This window comes from Pedobacter sp. WC2501, assembly GCF_052682415.1.
On the sequence record NZ_JBQZFI010000001.1, the window covers coordinates 2,599,301 to 2,620,189 of the forward strand.

Below are 20,889 nucleotides of genomic sequence, written 5' to 3' on the forward strand. Positions count from 1 at the left end.
ATTAACAATAACTTAATCTGTGCTTTGTATTAAAAGCTGCTGGGTTAATCTAAGTAAACAAAAATTTAAATATGAAAAATTTTAAAGTATTATTCGCATCGTTATCGATTTTAGCTGTAACAATGTCTGCTTGTAAGAAAAACAATGGCGACCCGATTGTAGAGGAGCCGGCTGCGCCAGAAACAATCCCAAGTAATGTAACTGCAAATAAAACGCTTACTGCAGATAGAGTGTGGATATTGAAAGGTGAGACTCACGTACAAAGCGGGGCGGTTCTTACTGTTGAAGCTGGAACTGTTATCAAAGGTGATTTATCTTCTAAAGGCGCTCTTGTAATTGATAAAGGCGCTAGAATTGAAGCCATTGGTACTGTCGATAAGCCCATTGTTTTTACATCAGGTAGAGCAGCTGGAGATAGAAATCCAGGTGATTGGTCAGGTATTACAATCATTGGTAATGCACCAACTAATAGAACTTCAACATCTAATGTTGAGGGTGGTTTGACAGGGACTTTTGGCTTAGGCACTGTAGCTAATGACAACTCGGGTACTCTAAAGTATGTACGTGTAGAATATGCCGGTACTGCGTTTAGTTCTAACAGTGAGGTAAACGCACTTAGTTTATACGCTGTAGGAAATGGAACAACGTTAGATCATATTCAGGTGTCATATGCAAAAGATGATGCTTTTGAATTCTTTGGTGGAACTGTTAACGGAAAATATTTAATTGCTTACGGTACTTCTGACGATGATTTTGATTTCGACTTTGGCTATTCTGGTAAAATTCAGTTTGCTGTGAGCTATAAATTATCTGGTTTTTTTGATGCGGGCGATCAAAGTAATGGTATAGAATGTGATAACGAGCCAACAGTGCCAGCTGCTGGTCCTTCAGGACCTATTACGAAGCCAATTTTATCTAATTTTACCTTCGTTGGTACAAATGGAAATGATAACCCAGGATCTACCAATAACTTTGCTGCACGTTTTAGGAGAGGAACTAGATTCATTTTGAACAATTCTGTTTTATTAGGATATAAAGCTGCTGGATTCTCTTTAGAATCTTCTTATACCGCAGCAGACTATGTTTCTGGAGCTGCTATTTTTAAAAATAATTTAGTGCATGCAGTAGCTAATCCATATCAATCTTTTGATGCCGGTGCACAAGGTGTAATTACATCAGCTGCAATCAAAACAAAGGCAGAAACAGAAGGGAATGTAACTTTAGCTGCTGTTACGGACGCAGGTTTAAAAGCTCCATTAACCGCTACAGCTCCAGACTTAATTCCTAATGCTGGTTCTGCTGCTTTAGCCGGAACATGGGTAAGCCCTGATGGCTCTTCATTCTTCACGGCTGTGACTTACAGAGGTGCTTTCAGTGCAACTGATAACTGGACAACAGGCTGGACAAACTTCAATCCTGGTGCTAAGGTTTACTAGAATATAGTTAAAATATTTGAAAAGGCCTGTGTCATAAATAATGACACAGGCCTTTTTATTGGAATTTATATACATTAATGTATTTTAAATTATCAAAATTAGAATCATTTAGTTTACAAATTAATATTTAGTTAATACTGATCTAATTTTCATCATATATTTTTAGTGAATGGAAAAATTGAAAATTAACGCGCTCAAGATTGCAATATTTGCAGTTATGTTGCCGGCAGCTTTAGTAAGCTGTAAGAAAGATGAAATTGTTGTGTCAAAAGATTTAACTGAAAAAACTGATGCAGCAAGCATTAGTGTGCTAAAAACTTTTTTTGCTAAACAAATTAATGCTAAGGAAGATGATATAACCTATGATGAAAAAAGTGAGCAATTTAAGTTGTGGGGAATAGATCAAGTAAGTAAAACGCAGTTAATTAGGACTTACGAAAATTCAAAAAATGTAAAATAATGAAAAAATTAACATACATTTTGATTGCTAGTTTATTTCTCTTATTAAATAATTATGCAAAAGCTCAGGTTGCCTCTTTTGTTTCCGATTTTAGAGTAAATAGTGAATTTTTAACGGGTGCGGGTAAAATTAACTTAACTAAAGCAAGTACCAACACAATTAAATATAAGCTTCAAATTACTAGATCACTTATTGCGGGCACCAATAATTGGAATTCTACAGACATTTCAGTCGGCATTGGCATTTATAAAGATGGTAAATACGTTTGGTTAAACGGTTCTACAAACGTTATTAGTTCCGATTTTGGTCAAGGTAAAGCTTTTTTCGAAAAGGAGATTACAGTAACTATTGATAATAGCAAGTTAACGGCTGGGGATAAAATTTATTTAGTATTTGAAAATCATCCTTCGAATGTCTCATCCTCACTTTGGTTTAAAGAGGCATATTTATCAATAAATTATGGTTATGATTTGCCAGTTATCATAACACCCCCCCCGCTTCCTGTAGAGATCAATGGTCTTGTAACTTATCCATCTGCTAGAAATTTAACGTACATTAACCAGCCATTTCCATTACCATTTGAAAATAATCCTATTGGGATTAAACTTCCTGGAGAAAATCTTGATTTAAAATGGGATCAAACTAAGCTAAATACTCCTGAGGTGTTTGTTTCACTTTTTAGTACAACCTCAAACGTTGCTATAACCAAAATTAAAATCACAAACAATGGAAGTTATTCTTTAAACTTCTCGTCACTCAACTTAGGCTTTTATTTTAATAGCTATTATATAAAAATAGAGAACTCTGCTGGTAATCAGTATGGTAAAAGCGGTACTTTTCGTTTTCTAAACGACCATTTGCCCATGTGGAATGGAGATTTTCCTTCTTCTTACCCGAATGCCAGTTGGATTTTCAGGCCTGATAGTTCTGGTTCATACAATGGACTTTATGCTTTTTGGTTTCCAGGGAAAATAAATGCATCAAATGTTATTGTAGATTTATATGATAGCAATGGTAACTTTTTCAAACGATTATCAGAATCGACTCCTAATACAGGTGCATTTTATTATCAGTCGAATGACAATGTAATTCCGAGAAGTAGTACAAGTTTCTATCAATACAAGATAACGTCGAAAGAAAATCCTTCTGAATTTGGATATTCTGAAGTATTCAATTGGTGGTATGACTAACTAGAAGTGGTTTAAAAAAGCCCGAAGTTAATTGAGGGCACTGAAAGTCCTTTTGATAATTGGGTTGAAAAAAGAGCAGAGAAACCAAGGTTCTCTGCTCTTTTTTTGTGCGCCGGGCATGGCGGCTTGAAGTCCCGAACACGCTTAACATTTGGAAGTGTTAGCTTAAAACAAGGGTGTCGTGGTGACTGCGAATCTAAAAGAAAGTCGGCGGCAAATGTGGGGGCTTACAAACAGAAAATGTATATAAGGCGGATTTAGTTCGGGTGATATTGCCAAACTATTACGTAGATACAGTCGCCATATCCGTTGGAATTAGATTGTCTTATCCCAGGAGGGGTGAATGGGTTCTATCGAATGTCGATTGGATGATAGTCTTCCAAATAATTATTTGGAAGACTTGGCCATTAACCATAAAATTAATGGCTTCAGAAGATATAATTACCTTTTATGGTTACCAGATTATCCCCATAATAACTTCTCCTGTACCTCATGTTTACCAATCCTTTACCCTCTAGGTAATAAATAGGTAGAGAAAAGGTAAGCAAAGGGTAGCCCTGGGGTTAACCTGGTGTACAGAAAGGGTAAACAACAGGTAAAGAAAGGGTAAGCAATTTCAGTAAACTAATTTTAGTCTGTCAATATTTTTGTGTACTAAAATAGATGAACGAATTAATGTCGTATTAAAAATGTAGGTATATTGTTTTATTTAATGTATGTTTTGTTTGTTTATCATTAATGATATGTATTGTATGATTTGTATTTTTTATTAGATTAAACTTAATGATTTATTCATTATAGCTTAACACTAAGATGGTTAACTTGTTTGAAGGAAAACCTAACTATGAAAAAAACATCTATTTTAAGCTCATTCTCAAGGAAAATGGGCTTGGCAGCTTTGCTGCTAACCTTAAGCATCTATTCATGTAAAAAATCAGAACCCTCTGTTATCGCGACCGAAAGCAAAGCAGAAGTTGACGCTACTGCACTTGCAAAAATCAAAGAGATGGGCTTCCAAACAGATGGTATTAAAGAATCTGGAGATTACTACGTGGTGGAAGGTGATATCCTGATTTCGAAGAAATCACTATCAACAGTTAAAAATATTGAAAAAGCAACAAATGCTGGTGGTAAAATAGCGCAGGGCAATACCAATCAGTTAATTCAGGGAAACCTCACAAATGTTATTATCACTCAGGAAGATTTCGATACCAGATGGTTCTATGCAATTAGGGACGCGATAACTGCCTGGAATGCGATAGGTAACTGCCGCATTAATTTAATCCATTCTTATAATCAATTTTATCCACCTTACACAAGTTCTGTTAGTCCTAATATTACCATTAGAAAAGTAAATATGGGGACAGGTGCATTTGGACAAGCGGATTTTCCAACTGATGCAGGACAGCCCGGAGCTAATATTTGGGTAAACCCTGTTACCAATAATGTTACCAGTACAAATGCTGACAATGGCATACCAAGAAGCCATGAGCAGGATGTATTTATGCTGATACACGAAATTGGTCACTGTTTGGGCTTGCGTCATACAGATTACAGTGGAGAAGGTAACTACGATGCTTATGGTAGGTATGTAGGCGTTAATGCTACACCTGGCACGCCCTCAACAGGCGTTCCGTCGGCAGATCCAAATTCAGTGATGAACTCTGGCAGACTTGGTACTTCAAGAACCTGGACCGATTTTTCATCATATGATGTAATAGCCGCTCAGTATTTATACCCGCCAGTAACCACGCCATTTGTAAGTACCTTTAAAAATGTGATTAATGGGCCATCTTCCAATTCAGCAGGTGCAACGGTGATTAGTACAGCTGGCGCCACATACAATGGTGGTTACTATGAATGGAGGATGTTAGATCAGAGTTTAAATGTTGTATTGCCGGTAAGCAGTTTTAGTGATTTTCCACAGCAGGAATGGTCGCACAGTACTCCTGGAACTTATTATTTAGAGTGTCGTTTGGTTGGTTTAGAGTGTGCAGGAGAGTGGGCAAGACAAACCGTAACTTTTAATTAAGTATCAGCTGATCAAAATAGATCTGTTGCAAAAAAAAAGCAGGGTAATTTCCATTAGAAAATTATCCTGCTTTTTTATTTAAAACTGGTTATGCGCTAAAAGGTGATTTATGACCGTATGCGGTTAACTAAATTTTAATTTACTCCGCTATCGGCTCTTTTTTTACTGCTTTCTTTTCTGCAATCGGTTTAGCCGTTTTAGCCTTCGGAGCTGCAGGAGTAACTTGCTCTTCTTTGATATATGGCGTTATAGAATCATCCTGAGTATGGAAAGTAACTTTTTTAGTTAATTGCTTTGCAAATTTTTCGATTACTTTATCAGTTTTTTTCGCTTTGCCGTACTGGATAACAAGTTCGTTAAATGCAAGGGCCAATTTCGATTCTAATTCTTTACGTAATTTTTTGCTTGTCGAATGATTTTTCGACTTAGATTTATTCTTTTTCATTAAAACTTATGGGTTTTTCCAAAGGTAAAGAATTGGAAAGTTAAATTAATATTATGATTATGTTAACACACGGCTTGCTGCTTAACATATAAAATATTTCTCATAACTTAGGTTAAATCACATAGGTTAGCATTTAATCGAACAAATATGAATTACCCAATAGTAATCGGCGTTGCACTTCTGGTCGTTATTTTAATTGCTTACCTGATTAAAAGAAACCAAAAAGACAAAAAGGAATTTGAAGAAGAGGTAATCCAATCAGAACTTCCACCTGAGAAAGACGATAAAGAAAACAGCTAAAAACTACTTCCCGGTGCGATATCGCCGCCCAGATCCAGTGTATTCTGGAAACCTTCCAGGTATTGAAGTAAATGCCGCTCTGCATTTGCATAAGAAGTAAATGTAGATGCCGGTTCATAGGCATCAGCATCAGTTTTGCTTTTGTAAAATGAACTGATTTTAAAAACGAAAATTTTGTCGTTATTTATGGGCGACATAATTCTAGCCTTTATCGGGTGGCCGTTTACCTCAACAAAAAATTCTTTTATAACAGTATAGATAACAGCAGACATAGACAAGGTTTTAGATTTAACTCAATATAAGAGGTCTAAATTACCTTAAATAGCTCATGAATCAGTCTGTTATTGATAAATTAATATTTCTTTAACATTAATTTAATGTTTGTTTTTTTATTTAATACGAATTCCTATTTCTTAACAGGCTCGTAGGCATAAACCACTTCATATTTACTGTTCTTGAAATTTGAAGAAAGTTGCCCGATTTTTAAGTTTTGTGCCTGTGGTGTAGGCTCACAGTACGAATACTTCCTGCCTTTATAAGTAACAGGTTCGCCAATTGGTTTATCGAACTGTACGGCGATAGTTAAATGTTTAGGGTACAGCAGGGCAATCATCGGCAGGTTATATATTTCCTTTACCAGATAGAAAAATAATGCAGCCCGGTCGTCGCAATCGCTGTAGGTACTTAATAAGGTTTGTTCAGGCGAGAAACGTTTTTCTTTGCCAAAGTTTTCATCGTCATCTTCGTATAAAAAACCATAACGGGTAAATCTCATGAGGTAATCGACACCTTTTTTCTGATCCATGTGTTTCAGGTTTTCTTTCAAGGTAGGAATAAGAGAGCTGTATGTTTCCCTGCTCAGCGGAATATTAAAATAACTTTCAAAATCTACTACCGGATAATTCTTAAAAATGGTTTGTACATCTTCATTAACTTTTAACTTAAAATGATGGATTTTTTGACGGTAACTAAATTCGATATCCTTTTCCTGGTAGCTTTCCGGTTTAAAATCGGGCATTCTGGTCACCTTATAAGAGAAAGGATTTTTAGCCTCCGGAATTGAAATTTTAATGGGCTTGTAAGCATCAGCCTGTTTAAATAGTTTGCCATAATCATGATAATTAAGGCACATAAACTTTTTATTGTCAACCATAAAGAACGGAATATCGCTAATATCCTCTTCGTTTCTGACATAAAATATAACCTGATCATTGCCCACGGCTAATCGTGCATCATAACCGCATTTACTCAATAAAAACCATTTGTATAAAGTATAGCCAAAATAATTATCTGCTTTCGGACTAATCTGTTCAGCTGTCTTACGGATCAGTTGATAATAAATCCAGTCGTTTAAATGATATTTTTTCTGGTATTTTTCTAAAGAGGAAATTAGCGGCGCATACTTGCCAGAAGAGATGCGGCTGTAAAAGTTAGAAACAGCTGATGTTGTTGCTGTTTTTGATATTGGAAAAACGACTGAAGAATCTACACTAAAGTTGAAAGTTCCGTCATAAAAATCGAAAGAATAATTCTGTCCCTTCGAGATGACGGTATTCATCATCAGGCAAACGAACAAAGTGGTCCTCAAAATATATGGGTAAATTCCTCTTTTCAAACCGCCTCATATTTGGTTATATTAAATTTACTTATTATTAACATAAAAGCAACAATTTCTTTATGTGAACAATAGGGTAGCGCTTAACGGAGAATTAACATTGGGTTTTCGTGAATTCAGTTCGGGTTAATTTTTTAGTGCATAAAGTTCCGCTCTTAAATGTTTTAAAAGTGAGATATTACAATCTTTACATTCTATTTCTTTCACATGAATAGGTTTGCCGATACTGATTTTTAACTGGTGACCACTTTTGTTGAATAATTCTGAAATCAGCTTTGCTGTTTGTAAAGAAGGGTGTATAAATTTCAGCAGGCTAAAAAAGATGCCATTATTGCCATGAAAATACACTGGTAGTATCGGTACATTGGCTTTGGAGATGATTTTTCCAACCACGGGATGCCATTCGCGGTCGGTAATCTGATTTTTTCTGAATTTATAAGAAGAAACTTCGCCTGCCGGAAAAATAGCAACCGGACAACCCTCTTTTAAAGCTTTTAAAGTTGTTTTTAATCCGCTGATACTTGATGAATCCTGAACTTTTTCGAACGGATTTACCGCGATAATACATTTCTCAAGATTTGGGATTTTCTTTAACAGGAAATTCCCCATAAACTTTGTATCAGGTCGGTGATTGGCAAGGATCCTTAATAATGCCAATGATTCTATCGCACCGTAGGGATGATTTGCAATTGCAATAAACGCACCTTCTTGTGGAATGTTGGCTAAATCCTCATCGTTGATCTGAATAATAACGCCCAGAACATTCAGGATATGGTTGGCAAATTTTTCTCCTTCTAAGGTATTAGCATCTCTAATAATTCCATTGAAGTCGTTAATCTTTAAGAACTTCATTAAAAAGGAAGCAAGACCAGGAATTGGAATATTACAAATGCCTGTTGCCTTTGAAAAATTCTCTTTAGAAATGACTGTCATAATGATAGTTCAAGATTGATTCCATTAGAGAGCCAACCTGATAAATGATTTTTATTTGAGCTAAATATAAGGGTGGGAAACATTCGGTTCTCACGAAAAGAATGTTTATCATAGCTCATACAGAGTACCTAAAGATAATGGAATAATATGAATAACAGTGTATTAATCAATTAAGAAATTGTAAGGAATGAAATTCTATAAATAACATTTCATTAACATCAATTTAACAACATGAACCTACTTTTGTGGCATAAATATTTGGTTAGTATTTATAAAGTTTAGGTTAGTTGATAATAAAAAACCCAGATGGATGTCTGGGTTTTTTTATTGAATTAATTTACAGGTTTTTGCCGAGTTTTTCGAGCATTTCAGGTGGAATATTATGCGTATCAACCACTAAGAAACCATCCAGGCAGTCAGAGAATTTAGGATCGATATTAAATGAGATAATCTTCGCATTCAGGTTCATGTACTGCCTCAACAGCACTGGTACTTTAATATGTGAATTTTCAATGTCGCCGATTATGCTATCCAGATCTTTAAAAGACTCGCTGCTATCAACCAATGTATCCGTAGAAATTGGTAAAAGATCGGCTTTAAATTTGTTCCTTGGCTTCACATATTTGGCCATCTCATAATCGAAATGGTTTTTGGTAATATAATCTACAATTAAGGCCTTGCTAAATTTCGAGAAATTGTTGCTGATACTTACCGGCCCGAACATGTAACGGTACTGTGGGTTATCGATCAGATATTTTAAAATTCCTTTCCAAAGTAAAAACAATGGCAGTGGCTTGCCCTGGTATTCTTTTCTGATCCACGATCTACCCAACTCAATACCCTGCTTTAACATCGGGTAAAACTGATCTTTCATTTTAAAAAGTTCAGAAAGGTAGAAACCACGGCGACCCATGCTTTCTAAAATTTCATCACCTTTACCAATCCGGTAGGCGCCTACAATATTTTCTAAATCTTTATCCCATATAAATAAGTGGTTATAGTAGATGTCGTAATTGTCGAGATCGATTTTTTTATTGGTGCCTTCACCTACTTCGCGGAAAGTAATTTCCCGTAAGCGGCCAATTTCCCTTAAAATATTCGGTATTTTTAAAGTCGGAACAATATATACCTCATAATTTTTCTCCGTCCAAACCCTGAAATCTTCCAGAAGTGTTACTTCATTTTTAATCAAAAGCCTCGAAGTTTCTTCAATTACTTCGGTAGGTTTCTTTTTAATTTTAAATAAGTTTAATGGGTTAAAGAGTTTCTTCTCCGTATCTAAACCAATACCCAGCGCATACGTACGGGCTCTTAAAAAGTCCATCAGTTTATTGCTGCTGTTCATGTGCGAAATTTCAGATACGGCTATTGGTTTACCAATCCGTACCTTAATGGTGCGTCCATGTTTATTTAAAAATTCCGAAGGTAATTTTGCTGTACGTAGGGTAGGGTGTATGAAGCTCAAAATGTTAAAGAAAACACCGTTATTACCATGAAAATAAATAGGTACAACTGGTACTTTTGCTTTAGCAATCAGTTTTCCAACAACAGGATGCCACATTCTGTCTGTTACCTGCTGAGCATCTAATTTAAAGGTAGAAACTTCTCCTGCAGGGAAAATACCAATTGGGATTCCATTTCTAAGCAAATCAAAAGTAGTTTTTAATCCGCTGATACTTGAAGAATGTTGCACATTTTCGAAAGGATTTACAGCAACAAAAAATTCATCGAGGTTTGGTATTTTTTTCAAAATGAAATTTACCATTACCTTAGCATCTGGCCTAACCGTACACAATAGTTTAACTAAAGCCAAACCCTCTACACCACCATAAGGATGATTTGCGATGGCGATAAAAGGGCCTGTTTTAGGAATACAATTTAAATCATCATCATCAAATTCTATAGAAACGCCAATGGTTTCTAATATCTTGTCTACAAACTCTAAGCCTTTAAAATGTTGATTTTGAGCAAATACGTCATTAATGTCGTTCAGTTTCATGATCTCCATCATCAAACCTGCTAAACCCGGTACACCTAGCTTATCTATCTTTGTTGCTTTCGCAAACTCAGATGTAGTTATGATCTTCATATAAATTCTTAGATTGTTGATAGGCAAAACCTATTCTGTTTTGCAATCCCAAAAATAAGATTTATATTTATAATACACATGTCATATCGCATCAATGAGAATTTGGTTGAACAAAAATTTTGGTGTTAGCAAAAGTGAATTCAACGGATTGTTGTTTCTCGTCTCTATTATTGTTGTAATTAAGGCCTTTCCTACGATATATGGCTACTATCAGCCAATCTCGAACGATGATCCGAATCTTTTAGCACAAATTCAGCAGATCAGTATAACAGACCAGGCATATGCCAATACTGTTCGCGATCGGATTGAAGACGCTAACACTAGAAAAACAATTAAACTTTTTAAGTTCGATCCCAATACTTTAGATGCAGAAGGTTGGCAAACTTTAGGCTTATCGGCAAAACAGGCACAATCAATTATAAATTATACCACCAAAGGCGGCAAATTTTACAAAGCCGAAGATCTTCAGAAAATGTATACCATTTCGCCGGATATGTATAAAAGGATATTGCCTTATATTAACATACCCGATCAGCCCATCAATGCCTCAAGGAAGTATGTACCTTTTGAAAAAAAGGAATATGCTAAAAAAGATGCTGTGATTGTTGATATCAATAAGGCAGACTCGACACAATTGGATGAGATTAAAGGGATTGGTGGAACTTTTGCACTTAGGATTATTAAATACCGTGAACGTTTAGGCGGTTTTTACAAAAAAGAACAACTTCTCGAAGTTTACGGGTTAGATTCCAATAAGTATGCGGAAATTAAAGATCAGATTGAAATCAGCAATGTTCCATTAAAAACAATAAATATCAATACAGCAACTTTTAACGATTTAAAGCGCAATCCATATCTTTCGTTCAAACAGATCAATGCCATTATTCAATACCGTAAACAGCATGGCAATTATGCTAACCCATCCGATTTAAAAAAGATCGTAATTTTAAACCAACAGGTTATTGATAAGATTACGCCTTATATTTCTTTTTAGCACCTTAAACTTAGTGACATACAAAATAAATAAAATTTATTTTGTATGTCAGTCTGAGGGATAATTATTTCATAAAATCAATATTAAAGACAGATCTCTTTGGCAAATGGTAGGCTGGGAGATCGTCATTCCCAACTAGATTGGGAATCGTAATGCAAGTGCTTTAAGATTCCCGCCTGCGCGGGAATGACGGTCGCGCTAGTGAATTCTAGATCTTAAAAGCTTAAATTTTAAATGTGATTTGAAAAGCAATATCATTGCTAATCGGTTCCGAAACCCCTGCTTTACAATTACTCACCCGATTAAAAACCTGTGAAACAAGCAAGCACACAGTAAAAATTAAAACAAGTGCTTAAATCGGGATTCGTGTTCGTTTCAATCAGGTTTAATTATGGAGGGGAAATGCTGGTTAACCCCAAATCATAGTGCCGGCCTTGCCACCTAAACCTGATCGGAACGAACACAGAGTGCAACGGAGTAAAGTGAAGAGCAGGGCTGAATAGCGCCAAACGCTTCTGTACCTGATTTCCAAAAAAAGATAGCCATAATAAAACTTATGTATTTCCTGTTCCAGTTTAATTATTGGAGTTAATTGCTTGCAAGGTTTAAAAGAATCTATTTTGGCCAAAAATGCTTTCTGTTCAGTTAAATTTTAACGCGATCCGTCATACTGAACTTGTTTCAGTATCCATCATGCTGTTTTGTTTAAAGATCTTCGTACTGTTAATGCCTTATCATCATTCAATCGAAAACGCCATTATCTAAGCTTATTCGGCTAAAGTTGTAAGAAAATAGAAAAAAACTTTCCCCGTTAATTTCAAGGTTTAAAATTAACCGATAAACTAATTGAACCGAATACCATATCATTCTGTAATTGCACAAATATTTAATGGTAACTAACTATCAAATAATTGTTTATAATTGCCTCAACTAACTATAAAATATAAATTTAATGAGCGTAAGCTTCGATTTTTCAGAAACAGAAACTCAGCAGAGTGTAAAGGCCATGGTCCGCGATTTTGCAGAGAAAAACATTCGTCCACATATCATGGAATGGGATGAGGCACAGCATTTTCCTGTCGAATTGTTTAAACAGCTCGGAGAATTAGGCTTAATGGGCGTCTTGGTTCCGGAAGAATATGGAGGCTCCGGATTGGGCTACCAGGAATATGTTGATGTGATTGTAGAAGTGGCCCGGGTTTGCGGTTCAATCGGCTTATCATTAGCCGCACATAACTCTTTATGTACCGGCCATATTTTGGCCTTTGCAACCGAAGAACAGAAACAAAGATGGTTACCGAAGTTGGCAACAGCCGAGTGGATTGGCGCCTGGGGATTAACCGAAGCAAATACAGGTTCGGATGCCTTAAGAATGATGACGACTGCTGTTGAAGATGGCGACGATTACATTATAAACGGCACAAAAAACTGGATTACCCATGGCAAAAGCGGAGATGTTGCGGTTGTGATGGTAAGAACAGGGGAGCAGGGAAGCTCGAAAGGGATTTCGGCCATTGTAGTAGAACGTGGTACACCTGGTTTTACTGCAGGGAAAAAAGAAAATAAACTAGGCATGCGCGCATCAGAAACCACAGAAATGATTTTTGATAATTGCCGTGTACCGAAAGCCAATTTATTGGGTAATGTTGGCGAAGGTTTTAAGCAGGCCATGAAAGTTTTAGATGGCGGACGCATTTCTATTGCCGCATTGGCTTTAGGAATTGCAAAAGGTGCTTTTGATGCAGCAGTAGCCTATTCGAAACAACGGCAGCAGTTTGGACAGCCCATCTCCAGCTTCCAGGCCATTAGTTTTAAACTTGCCGATATGGCTACAGAGATTGAAGCAGCTGAATTATTGATCCGCCAGGCAGCAGATTTAAAAAACAGGCATTTACCTATGACAAAAGAATCGGCCATGGCGAAATATTTTGCCTCAGAGGTTTCGGTAAGGGTAGCAACCGAAGCGGTTCAAATATTTGGGGGTTATGGTTATACCAAAGACTTTCCTGTTGAGAAATTTTATCGCGACAGCAAGTTGTGTACCATAGGCGAGGGAACATCGGAAATACAAAAAATTGTAATTGCCAGAGAAATATTATCAAGGTAGAAGGTTTTAAGGTAGAAGGTTTAGGGCTATATGCGTTGAACCTTATACCCTAAGCCTTACGTCTTCAACTTATATACAACAAACCAAATATATTATGAGCAATCCGGAGGATTTAACCCCTTCCGGATTTTTTGTTTTAAACATTTTGATTGGCTAGTTTTGTCTAATCAATTTTATATATAAACCGCATGACACAGCGTACCTTAAAGCCCGACCTGCAGATAATTTTTAATGAAGATGCAAAATCCAGTCGTCCGAAGGATATTGATAGCATAGCTAAAAAATTAGAAAAGATAGAAAATCTTAAATCTCAGGTGGCAAATAAGCAAAAAGAACTGGATAAAATAAAAAAGCTTTATAATAAGCATGCTTTAAAAGAGGAGCAGGCCTTTCTTAGTATAAAGGAAAACTATATCATTAAACTTTCTGAAAGGTATTTTGAAAAGGGGTATACCAAGTGGCAGCAAGGTCTTTTATATGATTTAATACAAAGTGAAGCTTCTTTGCTTGAAGATATGGAATATTCATCCGAAATTTTAACGGAGAACTTGGCAAAGGTAGATCAACATTATTTGGCCCAGGCAAGCGAATTAGAAAAAGAAATGGGAGGGCAGATGTTAAAAGGCTTTATGGAAAATATGGGTTTTAATGTTGATCATAATTTCTCCTTTGATGATTTCAAAAACCCTGATTTTATCAAGCAATTTACGGAAGAAAGTCATGAACAACGTTTTGATGAACAGCAAAAATATACGGAAAAAGAAAGACATAGTAAGGTTTTAAATACCGATGTTGATTTTCAGAAACTATACAAAAAGCTCATAAAACTTGTCCATCCCGATTTGTTTAAGACTGAAGAAGAAAAACAACAGAAAGAAATACTGGTCAAACGGTTGACCCAAGCATGGGAAAAACGCGACTATTTGGAACTATTGCTATTAAAAGAAACCATAGATGTAGAACATTCCATTCCTGTAGAGTTTTCTGGCAAAAACATAAAAAGTATAACTGATCAGTTAAATAAAAAGATTAATGAGTTGGAAACTGAAAAGTATATGATAAGTTCCCATTTAGGGCCAAATCATTTCTTTTTCAAAAATTTTAAAGGTAAATCTGAAAATGCAATACTCAAAAAAATAGACATCTACATTATGGAGTTGGCACAAAATTCAAAGGAAACAGAACACATCATAAATAATAGGCTAAAAAATAAAACATCTACAAAAAGATATTTACAGGAGGTATTTGATGAAGATGAAAGTAATGATTTTGATATATTTGACTTTATATGAGTTAAAGTTATACGGATCTTTTTCGTTTTTCCTGATTCATTATTTCTGATGATTCGGTATAGTTCTAGAATTTTAAAATGCAGTAAAGTTGCTGCAATATATTACCTGATTAAAACTGATATCTTTTTAAGAATACGAATAACCAGTTTACAGGTAGAGATGATACATAAACATAATTGTTTATACATCTAATGTGGGAAAAGAAAGGAGCCTAAGAAAGGTTAAAAGCTTAAAGACTAAAGCAAATAGGTGTCGAGCCTAAGCTATCTTCCCTGAGCTTTAGTCTTTGGACTTTTCGCTCCAAGCTTATTGCGGTATATCTTTCGAAGTTAAAATGCTGTCGACCACATAAACGCTAAATCCTCGCCAAGGCAGGGAATGTTTATATTCTTTATAGTGTAATTCGAAAAACTTACCACTATTGGCCATCATTTTTTCAGCAATTTCCTGGTTAGCGATAGAGAATTCGAATTCGTTGTTCTGCAGCGTTCCTGTTTGTCGGGATTTTATTCCGCTTTGAATTAATTTGCCTTCATAGGTTTTAAATACGTAGCCTTTTTTTACTACATAGTTTAACTCTCCTGCTTTAACACCTTCACCAAAAACAAAGAAATAACGATAGTAACAAATTGCGATTAATGCGATAACAACTATTACTGCGATAATTGAACCTACTTTTTTACCTGTTGTCATATATGATTATATATATAAATGTAGCTAAACAACACATAAGTTCTACTAATGATTTAAATAAAAAATTCTTTTTATAAATCTTTCTATTTTTCAATATTTTGCTTACATTTGCAGCCCCGATAACACGGGAAATTTAAAAACCACGAGAGGAGGTATTTCAGCGTTATGATCATTATCAACATTAAAGACGGCGAATCATTAGATAAAGCCCTTAAACGTTTCAAGAAAAAGTTTGAAAAAACTGGTGTATTGAGAGAACTACGTAGTCGCCAAGCATACGAGAAAAAATCCGTTGCTCGCCGTACTGAAATTAAACATGCTGTTTACATTCAGAACATGAATCTAGATACAACTTCTTAGTTGTTCACGATATAAATACAAAAAGTCCTTCCGATGTTAAATTGGAAGGACTTTTCTTTTTAAAAAGAAATCAGGAACATTTCAATAAACAATTAATTAATGATTTCTTTATATCAAAACTATTTGTAACTTCATATCAATGCCCCGCAAAAAGATATTGAATGCTGCTAAAAAGTTTTATCACCTATTTAACTCACGAGAAGCGCTATTCTCCACATACCATTACCTCTTATCAGGTAGATTTAAATCAGTTTGAAGAATTTATTAAGGCATTAGAACTTGATTTTCCTGAAATAAAACATACTCACCTGCGCAGTTACCTGGTTGAGTTAATGGAAAAGGAAAATTCAGAAAATACCATTAACAGAAAAATATCTGCTTTACGAAGCTTTTATAAATTTTTACATAGAACCGGAGCGATTGATCAAAATCCTGCTGTTTTAATTAAGGCGCCAAAAATACCTAAAAGGCTACCCGTATTTATAGATGCGCAGAAAATGGATCATTTACTGGATTCGGAGCAATATTTCGATGAAAGTTTTCCTTCCGTCCGCGATCATCTGGTCATCGAACTGCTTTTTGGAACCGGTATCCGTTTAGCTGAACTGTTGCAATTAAAAGATACTGATATTGATATGTACTCAGGAACGATAAAGGTGCTGGGTAAAAGGAATAAGGAAAGAATTATTCCAATAAATAAACAGCTTATCAATCAGGTAAATACGTATATTGACCTAAAAAAGTTGCAAAACTTTAATAACAATTTGCTTACATTAATCGTTACCAATACAGGTGCAGCGGCATATCCGAAATTAATATACCGTATTGTTACCTCGTACCTAAACCATGTATCAACCAATGAAAAGAAAAGTCCCCACGTGCTGCGGCATAGCTATGCCACTAGCCTGTTAAATGCAGGAGCAGATTTAAATGCGATTAAAGAACTTTTGGGCCACACCAGTTTAGCAGCAACCCAGGTTTATACCCACAATTCGATCGAAAGATTAAAAACAATTTATAAACAAGCCCATCCAAAGGCGTAAAAAAAGGAGGAAAAATGAAAATCGGAGTTCAATCAATCCACTTCAGTGCAGACAGTAAGTTGTTAGATTTTATACAGAAGAAAGCAAACAAGCTTGATCAGTTTTTTGACCAGATCATTAGCGGAGAAGTGTATTTAAAGTTAGAGAACGTAGAGGACGAGGCTAATAAAATTAGTGAAATAAAACTGATTGTACCAGGAGGTACCCTCTTCGCTAAAGAACAATGTAAATCATTTGAAGAAGCCACAGATCTGGCCATCGAATCGTTAAGAAAGCAGATTACGAAACATAAAGATAAAACACGTGCAAAATTAAGTGAGCATAAAGCAATTTTAAGTGAGAGCGAAGCCGCTGATTATTAGCAAAGCACAAAAAAAAGTATAATGCAAATGGGCGGTACAGTTAAATGTGCCGCCTTTTTGTTTTCATGATAACTTTCCTGGTTACCGTCAATCGATGAAAAATTGAAAAGATAATTCCCTTTGGCTGCGTCATCTCGAGCGGAGTGTAACGGAGCCGAGAGATCTATCTTGAGAATACTTTTTTATTTAGATCTCTCCGTTTCGCTGCGCTTCAGTCGAGATGACGACTTCTTTATATTAGTTTCTTCAAATAATTTAAAGAAATCGGAAGTTATTCGTGCAATTTCTATAAAACAATTTTAATTTCTAAGCAATTCTCCGTGAAAAAATCGGCCTCATGATATAAATTCTAAATTTATTGAGATTAATACATTTGTTATTTTCTGTTGATTATTGTGATTATAGATTGTAATCATGTTTATAAGGGCAACAGGCATAAAAAAATATTCGATTTTAAGAGATTGATTATTAAGCTCCTTCAGGTGTATGATGAGCACTAACTAAAATAACTTCATTATTTTTTTCAAATTTATTTTGAAGTGAAATATAAGTGTGTATATTTGCATTCCCTTTCGGAAACGGCGTTACGCTAAGAAGAAAAGGGTTGTTCTTTAAAAAGATAAAAGTTTTAAAAAAACACGTTAATAATATGAAAAATGAAGATTTTTCGTATCATTGCACAAAATTTAAAGCCTCCTTAGCTCAGCTGGTAGAGCAACTGACTTGTAATCAGTAGGTCATTGGTTCGATTCCGATAGGAGGCTCTTTTTATTTTAAAGTGTTAACATTTTGAAGTAAAAAATGGGGAGATTCCAGAGCGGCCAAATGGGACAGACTGTAACTCTGTTATCGCAAGATTTCGAAGGTTCGAATCCTTCTCTCCCCACACTTTAAATGAATGACCAAATGTTTTAATGATGGAATAATTCTCTCATTCTTTCATTCAATCAATCACTGATTTTTAAAAGCGGAAGTAGCTCAGTTGGTAGAGCGATAGCCTTCCAAGCTATAGGTCGCGAGTTCGAACCTCGTCTTCCGCTCCAATAAAAATTAGAAAGTGGGCAGTTATTGGTAACAGTTTTGATATAGTTAAAACTAAAGGCTGGAACTGGAAACTAAAAAGCCGACTTAGCTCAGCGGTAGAGCACTTCCTTGGTAAGGAAGAGGTCATGGGTTCAATTCCCATAGTTGGCTCAGGATAATAAAGCTTTGTTAAATCTGTTTAATATGCAGGGTAGACAAGGTTTTTTGTGTTGCATTGCATCAAAACAATAAATAAAAATTAATAAAAAGTTAACCTACTAATTAGTTATAAATAAAATGGCAAAAGAAAAATTTGACCGTAGTAAACCGCACTTAAACATCGGTACAATCGGTCACGTCGATCACGGTAAAACAACTTTAACAGCAGCTATTACAAAAGTTTTAGCTGATGCAGGTTTATCTGAGGCACGTTCATTCGATTCAATTGACTCTGCTCCAGAGGAAAAAGAAAGAGGTATTACTATTAATACTGCGCACGTTGAGTATTCAACTGCAAACCGTCACTACGCACACGTAGATTGTCCAGGTCACGCGGATTATGTTAAAAACATGGTTACAGGTGCGGCTCAAATGGATGGTGCTATTATCGTTGTTGCTGCTACTGATGGTCCAATGCCACAAACTCGTGAGCACATCTTATTGGCTCGTCAGGTTGGTGTACCTTCATTGGTTGTATTCATGAACAAAGTGGATATGGTTGATGATCCTGAATTATTAGAATTAGTAGAAATGGAAGTTCGTGAATTATTATCGTTCTACGATTTCCCTGGTGATGATATTCCTGTTATTCAAGGTTCTGCTTTAGGTGGTTTGAACGGAGATGCTAAATGGGTAGCAAAAATTATGGAATTAATGGATGCTGTTGATAGCTACATTCCAATTCCTCCACGTTTAACTGAGCTTCCATTCTTGATGCCTGTTGAAGATGTATTCTCGATCACTGGTCGTGGTACTGTAGCAACTGGTCGTATTGAGCGTGGTGTAATCAACTCTGGAGATCCTGTTGAAATCTTAGGTATGGGTGCTGAGAACTTAAAATCTACAGTTACTGGTGTTGAGATGTTCCGTAAGATCTTAGATTATGGTGAAGCTGGTGATAACGTAGGTTTATTGTTACGTGGTATTGAGAAAACTGATATCCGTCGTGGTATGGTAATCTGTAAACCAGGTTCAGTAACTCCTCACACTGATTTCAAAGCTGAGATCTATGTATTATCAAAAGCAGAAGGTGGTCGTCACACTCCATTCTTCAACAAATACCGTCCTCAATTCTATTTCCGTACTACAGATGTTACTGGTGAGATTTCACTAGCTGAAGGTACTGAGATGGTAATGCCAGGTGATAACGTTACCATCACTGTAAAGTTGATCAACGCTATCGCAATGGAAAAAGGTCTACGTTTCGCTATCCGTGAAGGTGGTAGAACAGTAGGTGCTGGTCAGGTAACTGAAATTTTAAAATAAAATCCTAAACCCCTCAGGGGGCTTCAGGTAAATAACTGAAAGCAAAGTGCTTGAGTTCACTTAAGTACTTTGCTTTCTAAATACGGGAATAGTTCAACGGTAGAATAGAGGTCTCCAAAACCTTTGATCAGGGTTCGAATCCTTGTTCCCGTGCTCAAAACAATGGTTGAGTAATTGAATGAGTGAATGATTGAATTTGAAAGTTTACTTTCGGATATTATCATTCACTCATTTACTCATTCAGTCATTCAATAAATTAAATATGGCTAAAGTAGTTGAGTTTATAAAAGAATCGTACGATGAAATGACCAATAAGGTTACATGGCCTACTTGGGGTGAACTGCAAAGTTCGGCAATTCTTGTATTAGTGGCTTCTTTAATTATTGCATTGGTTATTTTTGCAATGGATAAAGGATCTACATTTGTGTTAGATACTTTTTATAAATCACTTTCTAATTAATATTTACTAATGAGCGATCTAAAGTGGTACGTTGTAAGGGCTGTTAGCGGTAAAGAAAAGAAAGTAAAACAGTACATTGATGCTGAGATCAGCCGTTTAGGTTTCTCTCATTTGGTTCCACAGGTATTAATCCCAATGGAAAAATATTACCAAATGAAAGATGGTAAAAAAATTGCCAAAGAGCGTAACTTTTATCCAGGTTATGTTTTAATCGAAGCTACTCTTGATGGTGAGCTAGAGCACATTATTAAAGGAATTAATAGTGTTATTGGTTTCTTAGGTGATAAAGCCGGTAATCCAATTCCAATGCGCCAGGCAGAAGTTAACCGTATTTTAGGTGTGGTTGATGAAATGAGCGAACAGGGTGAAACCATGAATGTGCCTTACTATGTTGGCGAAGGAATCAAAGTTATGGACGGACCTTTCAATGGTTTCTCAGGTATTATCGAAGAGGTAAACGAAGAGAAGAAAAAACTGAAAGTTATGGTTAAAATCTTTGGTCGTAAAACACCACTTGAGCTTAACTACATGCAGGTAGAAAAAGAGTAATTCGATTACAAATTACGTTTT

The 20,889-nt window shown here is 35.7% G+C and carries 20 protein-coding genes and 5 tRNA genes; 19 read left to right on the plus strand and 6 right to left on the minus strand.

Annotation, left to right across the window (positions count from 1 at the left end; all coding sequences use genetic code 11):
• Positions 1 to 71: 71 nt before the first annotated feature.
• The 4 genes from ACUN24_RS11110 (at position 72) to ACUN24_RS11125 (ending at position 5,118) form a co-directional block, all read left to right on the plus strand.
• A complete protein-coding gene (locus ACUN24_RS11110) occupies positions 72 to 1,436 on the plus strand; it encodes a hypothetical protein (protein ID WP_445562549.1) in 1,365 nt (454 codons plus the stop codon).
• Positions 1,437 to 1,605: 169 nt separating this feature from the next.
• Complete coding sequence (locus ACUN24_RS11115; RefSeq protein WP_445562550.1) at positions 1,606 to 1,896, plus strand: hypothetical protein; 291 nt, start codon at positions 1,606 to 1,608, stop codon at positions 1,894 to 1,896.
• On the plus strand, positions 1,896 to 3,086 hold the full coding sequence (locus tag ACUN24_RS11120; protein WP_445562551.1) for a hypothetical protein: 1,191 nt from the start codon (positions 1,896 to 1,898) through the stop codon (positions 3,084 to 3,086). The genes ACUN24_RS11115 and ACUN24_RS11120 overlap by 1 nt, the downstream gene beginning before the upstream one ends.
• 844 nt (positions 3,087 to 3,930) lie before the next feature.
• Positions 3,931 to 5,118 carry a M57 family metalloprotease gene (locus tag ACUN24_RS11125; protein ID WP_445562552.1) on the plus strand — a complete coding sequence of 396 codons (1,188 nt, stop codon included), beginning with the start codon at positions 3,931 to 3,933 and terminating at the stop codon, positions 5,116 to 5,118.
• Between the two features lie 139 nt (positions 5,119 to 5,257).
• On the opposite strand, the gene ACUN24_RS11130 is transcribed toward ACUN24_RS11125, so the two are convergent.
• Positions 5,258 to 5,563 (minus strand): hypothetical protein, encoded by a 306-nt coding sequence (locus ACUN24_RS11130; RefSeq protein ID WP_193419894.1) that lies wholly within the window; start codon positions 5,561 to 5,563, stop codon positions 5,258 to 5,260.
• A 147-nt stretch (positions 5,564 to 5,710) separates the two neighbouring features.
• On the opposite strand from ACUN24_RS11130, the gene ACUN24_RS11135 reads away from it, so the two are divergent.
• Positions 5,711 to 5,863, plus strand: a complete 153-nt coding sequence (locus ACUN24_RS11135; RefSeq protein WP_445562553.1) for a hypothetical protein — start codon at positions 5,711 to 5,713, stop codon at positions 5,861 to 5,863.
• Here the strand turns inward: ACUN24_RS11135 and ACUN24_RS11140 are convergent.
• From ACUN24_RS11140 to ACUN24_RS11155, 4 genes are all read right to left on the minus strand, one after another.
• A complete protein-coding gene (locus tag ACUN24_RS11140) occupies positions 5,860 to 6,135 on the minus strand; it encodes a hypothetical protein (protein WP_445562554.1) in 276 nt (91 codons plus the stop codon). The two genes, ACUN24_RS11135 and ACUN24_RS11140, sit on opposite strands and share 4 nt — an antisense overlap.
• A 134-nt stretch (positions 6,136 to 6,269) precedes the next feature.
• The gene (locus ACUN24_RS11145; RefSeq protein ID WP_445562555.1) at positions 6,270 to 7,478 is read right to left on the minus strand and encodes a hypothetical protein; all 1,209 of its coding nucleotides are present in this window, start codon (positions 7,476 to 7,478) and stop codon (positions 6,270 to 6,272) included.
• Between the two features lie 126 nt (positions 7,479 to 7,604).
• Positions 7,605 to 8,411: a lysophospholipid acyltransferase family protein gene (locus ACUN24_RS11150; RefSeq protein ID WP_445562556.1), complete on the minus strand. Its 807-nt coding sequence runs from the start codon at positions 8,409 to 8,411 to the stop codon at positions 7,605 to 7,607.
• A gap of 337 nt (positions 8,412 to 8,748) precedes the next feature.
• Positions 8,749 to 10,500 carry a lysophospholipid acyltransferase family protein gene (locus ACUN24_RS11155; RefSeq protein WP_445562557.1) on the minus strand — a complete coding sequence of 584 codons (1,752 nt, stop codon included), beginning with the start codon at positions 10,498 to 10,500 and terminating at the stop codon, positions 8,749 to 8,751.
• A gap of 94 nt (positions 10,501 to 10,594) precedes the next feature.
• Here ACUN24_RS11155 and ACUN24_RS11160 point away from each other — a divergent pair, with 94 nt between their 5' ends.
• The 3 genes from ACUN24_RS11160 to ACUN24_RS11170 all read left to right on the plus strand — a co-directional run bounded on the left by ACUN24_RS11160 (position 10,595) and on the right by ACUN24_RS11170 (position 14,893).
• Positions 10,595 to 11,494, plus strand: coding sequence for a ComEA family DNA-binding protein (locus tag ACUN24_RS11160; protein ID WP_445562558.1), 900 nt, complete (start codon positions 10,595 to 10,597; stop codon positions 11,492 to 11,494).
• A 952-nt stretch (positions 11,495 to 12,446) separates the two neighbouring features.
• A complete protein-coding gene (locus tag ACUN24_RS11165) occupies positions 12,447 to 13,601 on the plus strand; it encodes an acyl-CoA dehydrogenase (protein ID WP_445562559.1) in 1,155 nt (384 codons plus the stop codon).
• A 188-nt stretch (positions 13,602 to 13,789) separates the two neighbouring features.
• Entirely contained in the window at positions 13,790 to 14,893 is a 1,104-nt protein-coding gene (locus ACUN24_RS11170) for a hypothetical protein (protein ID WP_445562560.1), read from the plus strand.
• Between the two features lie 306 nt (positions 14,894 to 15,199).
• Here ACUN24_RS11170 and ACUN24_RS11175 read toward each other — a convergent pair whose 3' ends face one another.
• Positions 15,200 to 15,586, minus strand: coding sequence for a hypothetical protein (locus ACUN24_RS11175; protein ID WP_121282519.1), 387 nt, complete (start codon positions 15,584 to 15,586; stop codon positions 15,200 to 15,202).
• 165 nt (positions 15,587 to 15,751) lie between these two features.
• Between ACUN24_RS11175 and rpsU the strand changes: the two genes are divergently transcribed.
• From rpsU to nusG, 11 genes are all read left to right on the plus strand, one after another.
• Positions 15,752 to 15,946, plus strand: a complete 195-nt coding sequence (gene rpsU / locus ACUN24_RS11180; protein WP_025143268.1) for a 30S ribosomal protein S21 — start codon at positions 15,752 to 15,754, stop codon at positions 15,944 to 15,946.
• 161 nt (positions 15,947 to 16,107) lie between these two features.
• On the plus strand, positions 16,108 to 16,989 hold the full coding sequence (locus ACUN24_RS11185; RefSeq protein ID WP_445562561.1) for a tyrosine-type recombinase/integrase: 882 nt from the start codon (positions 16,108 to 16,110) through the stop codon (positions 16,987 to 16,989).
• Positions 16,990 to 17,003: 14 nt separating this feature from the next.
• Positions 17,004 to 17,351 (plus strand): ribosome hibernation-promoting factor, HPF/YfiA family, encoded by a 348-nt coding sequence (hpf, locus tag ACUN24_RS11190; RefSeq protein WP_025143266.1) that lies wholly within the window; start codon positions 17,004 to 17,006, stop codon positions 17,349 to 17,351.
• A gap of 691 nt (positions 17,352 to 18,042) precedes the next feature.
• A tRNA-Thr gene (locus tag ACUN24_RS11195) sits at positions 18,043 to 18,115 on the plus strand.
• 39 nt (positions 18,116 to 18,154) lie between these two features.
• A tRNA-Tyr gene (locus ACUN24_RS11200) sits at positions 18,155 to 18,237 on the plus strand.
• A gap of 81 nt (positions 18,238 to 18,318) precedes the next feature.
• A tRNA-Gly gene (locus tag ACUN24_RS11205) sits at positions 18,319 to 18,394 on the plus strand.
• Between the two features lie 79 nt (positions 18,395 to 18,473).
• Positions 18,474 to 18,545: transfer RNA gene (locus tag ACUN24_RS11210), tRNA-Thr, on the plus strand.
• Between the two features lie 126 nt (positions 18,546 to 18,671).
• A complete protein-coding gene (tuf, locus tag ACUN24_RS11215) occupies positions 18,672 to 19,859 on the plus strand; it encodes an elongation factor Tu (RefSeq protein WP_029279334.1) in 1,188 nt (395 codons plus the stop codon).
• 82 nt (positions 19,860 to 19,941) lie between these two features.
• Positions 19,942 to 20,012 (plus strand) — tRNA-Trp (locus ACUN24_RS11220).
• 109 nt (positions 20,013 to 20,121) lie between these two features.
• Positions 20,122 to 20,319, plus strand: a complete 198-nt coding sequence (gene secE, locus ACUN24_RS11225; protein ID WP_025143264.1) for a preprotein translocase subunit SecE — start codon at positions 20,122 to 20,124, stop codon at positions 20,317 to 20,319.
• Between the two features lie 9 nt (positions 20,320 to 20,328).
• Positions 20,329 to 20,868 (plus strand): transcription termination/antitermination protein NusG, encoded by a 540-nt coding sequence (nusG, locus tag ACUN24_RS11230; RefSeq protein WP_025143263.1) that lies wholly within the window; start codon positions 20,329 to 20,331, stop codon positions 20,866 to 20,868.
• Positions 20,869 to 20,889 lie beyond the last annotated feature (21 nt).

Coding starts and splice junctions, on each gene's coding strand:
- ACUN24_RS11110 (WP_445562549.1), top strand. CDS start 72: ATGAAAAATTTTAAAGTATTATTCGCATCGTTATCGATTTTAGCTGTA.
- ACUN24_RS11115 (WP_445562550.1), top strand. CDS start 1,606: ATGGAAAAATTGAAAATTAACGCGCTCAAGATTGCAATATTTGCAGTT.
- ACUN24_RS11120 (WP_445562551.1), top strand. CDS start 1,896: ATGAAAAAATTAACATACATTTTGATTGCTAGTTTATTTCTCTTATTA.
- ACUN24_RS11125 (WP_445562552.1), top strand. CDS start 3,931: ATGAAAAAAACATCTATTTTAAGCTCATTCTCAAGGAAAATGGGCTTG.
- ACUN24_RS11130 (WP_193419894.1), bottom strand. CDS start 5,563: ATGAAAAAGAATAAATCTAAGTCGAAAAATCATTCGACAAGCAAAAAA.
- ACUN24_RS11135 (WP_445562553.1), top strand. CDS start 5,711: ATGAATTACCCAATAGTAATCGGCGTTGCACTTCTGGTCGTTATTTTA.
- ACUN24_RS11140 (WP_445562554.1), bottom strand. CDS start 6,135: ATGTCTGCTGTTATCTATACTGTTATAAAAGAATTTTTTGTTGAGGTA.
- ACUN24_RS11150 (WP_445562556.1), bottom strand. CDS start 8,411: ATGACAGTCATTTCTAAAGAGAATTTTTCAAAGGCAACAGGCATTTGT.
- ACUN24_RS11155 (WP_445562557.1), bottom strand. CDS start 10,500: ATGAAGATCATAACTACATCTGAGTTTGCGAAAGCAACAAAGATAGAT.
- ACUN24_RS11160 (WP_445562558.1), top strand. CDS start 10,595: ATGAGAATTTGGTTGAACAAAAATTTTGGTGTTAGCAAAAGTGAATTC.
- ACUN24_RS11165 (WP_445562559.1), top strand. CDS start 12,447: ATGAGCGTAAGCTTCGATTTTTCAGAAACAGAAACTCAGCAGAGTGTA.
- ACUN24_RS11170 (WP_445562560.1), top strand. CDS start 13,790: ATGACACAGCGTACCTTAAAGCCCGACCTGCAGATAATTTTTAATGAA.
- ACUN24_RS11175 (WP_121282519.1), bottom strand. CDS start 15,586: ATGACAACAGGTAAAAAAGTAGGTTCAATTATCGCAGTAATAGTTGTT.
- rpsU (WP_025143268.1), top strand. CDS start 15,752: ATGATCATTATCAACATTAAAGACGGCGAATCATTAGATAAAGCCCTT.
- ACUN24_RS11185 (WP_445562561.1), top strand. CDS start 16,108: ATGCTGCTAAAAAGTTTTATCACCTATTTAACTCACGAGAAGCGCTAT.
- hpf (WP_025143266.1), top strand. CDS start 17,004: ATGAAAATCGGAGTTCAATCAATCCACTTCAGTGCAGACAGTAAGTTG.
- tuf (WP_029279334.1), top strand. CDS start 18,672: ATGGCAAAAGAAAAATTTGACCGTAGTAAACCGCACTTAAACATCGGT.
- secE (WP_025143264.1), top strand. CDS start 20,122: ATGGCTAAAGTAGTTGAGTTTATAAAAGAATCGTACGATGAAATGACC.
- nusG (WP_025143263.1), top strand. CDS start 20,329: ATGAGCGATCTAAAGTGGTACGTTGTAAGGGCTGTTAGCGGTAAAGAA.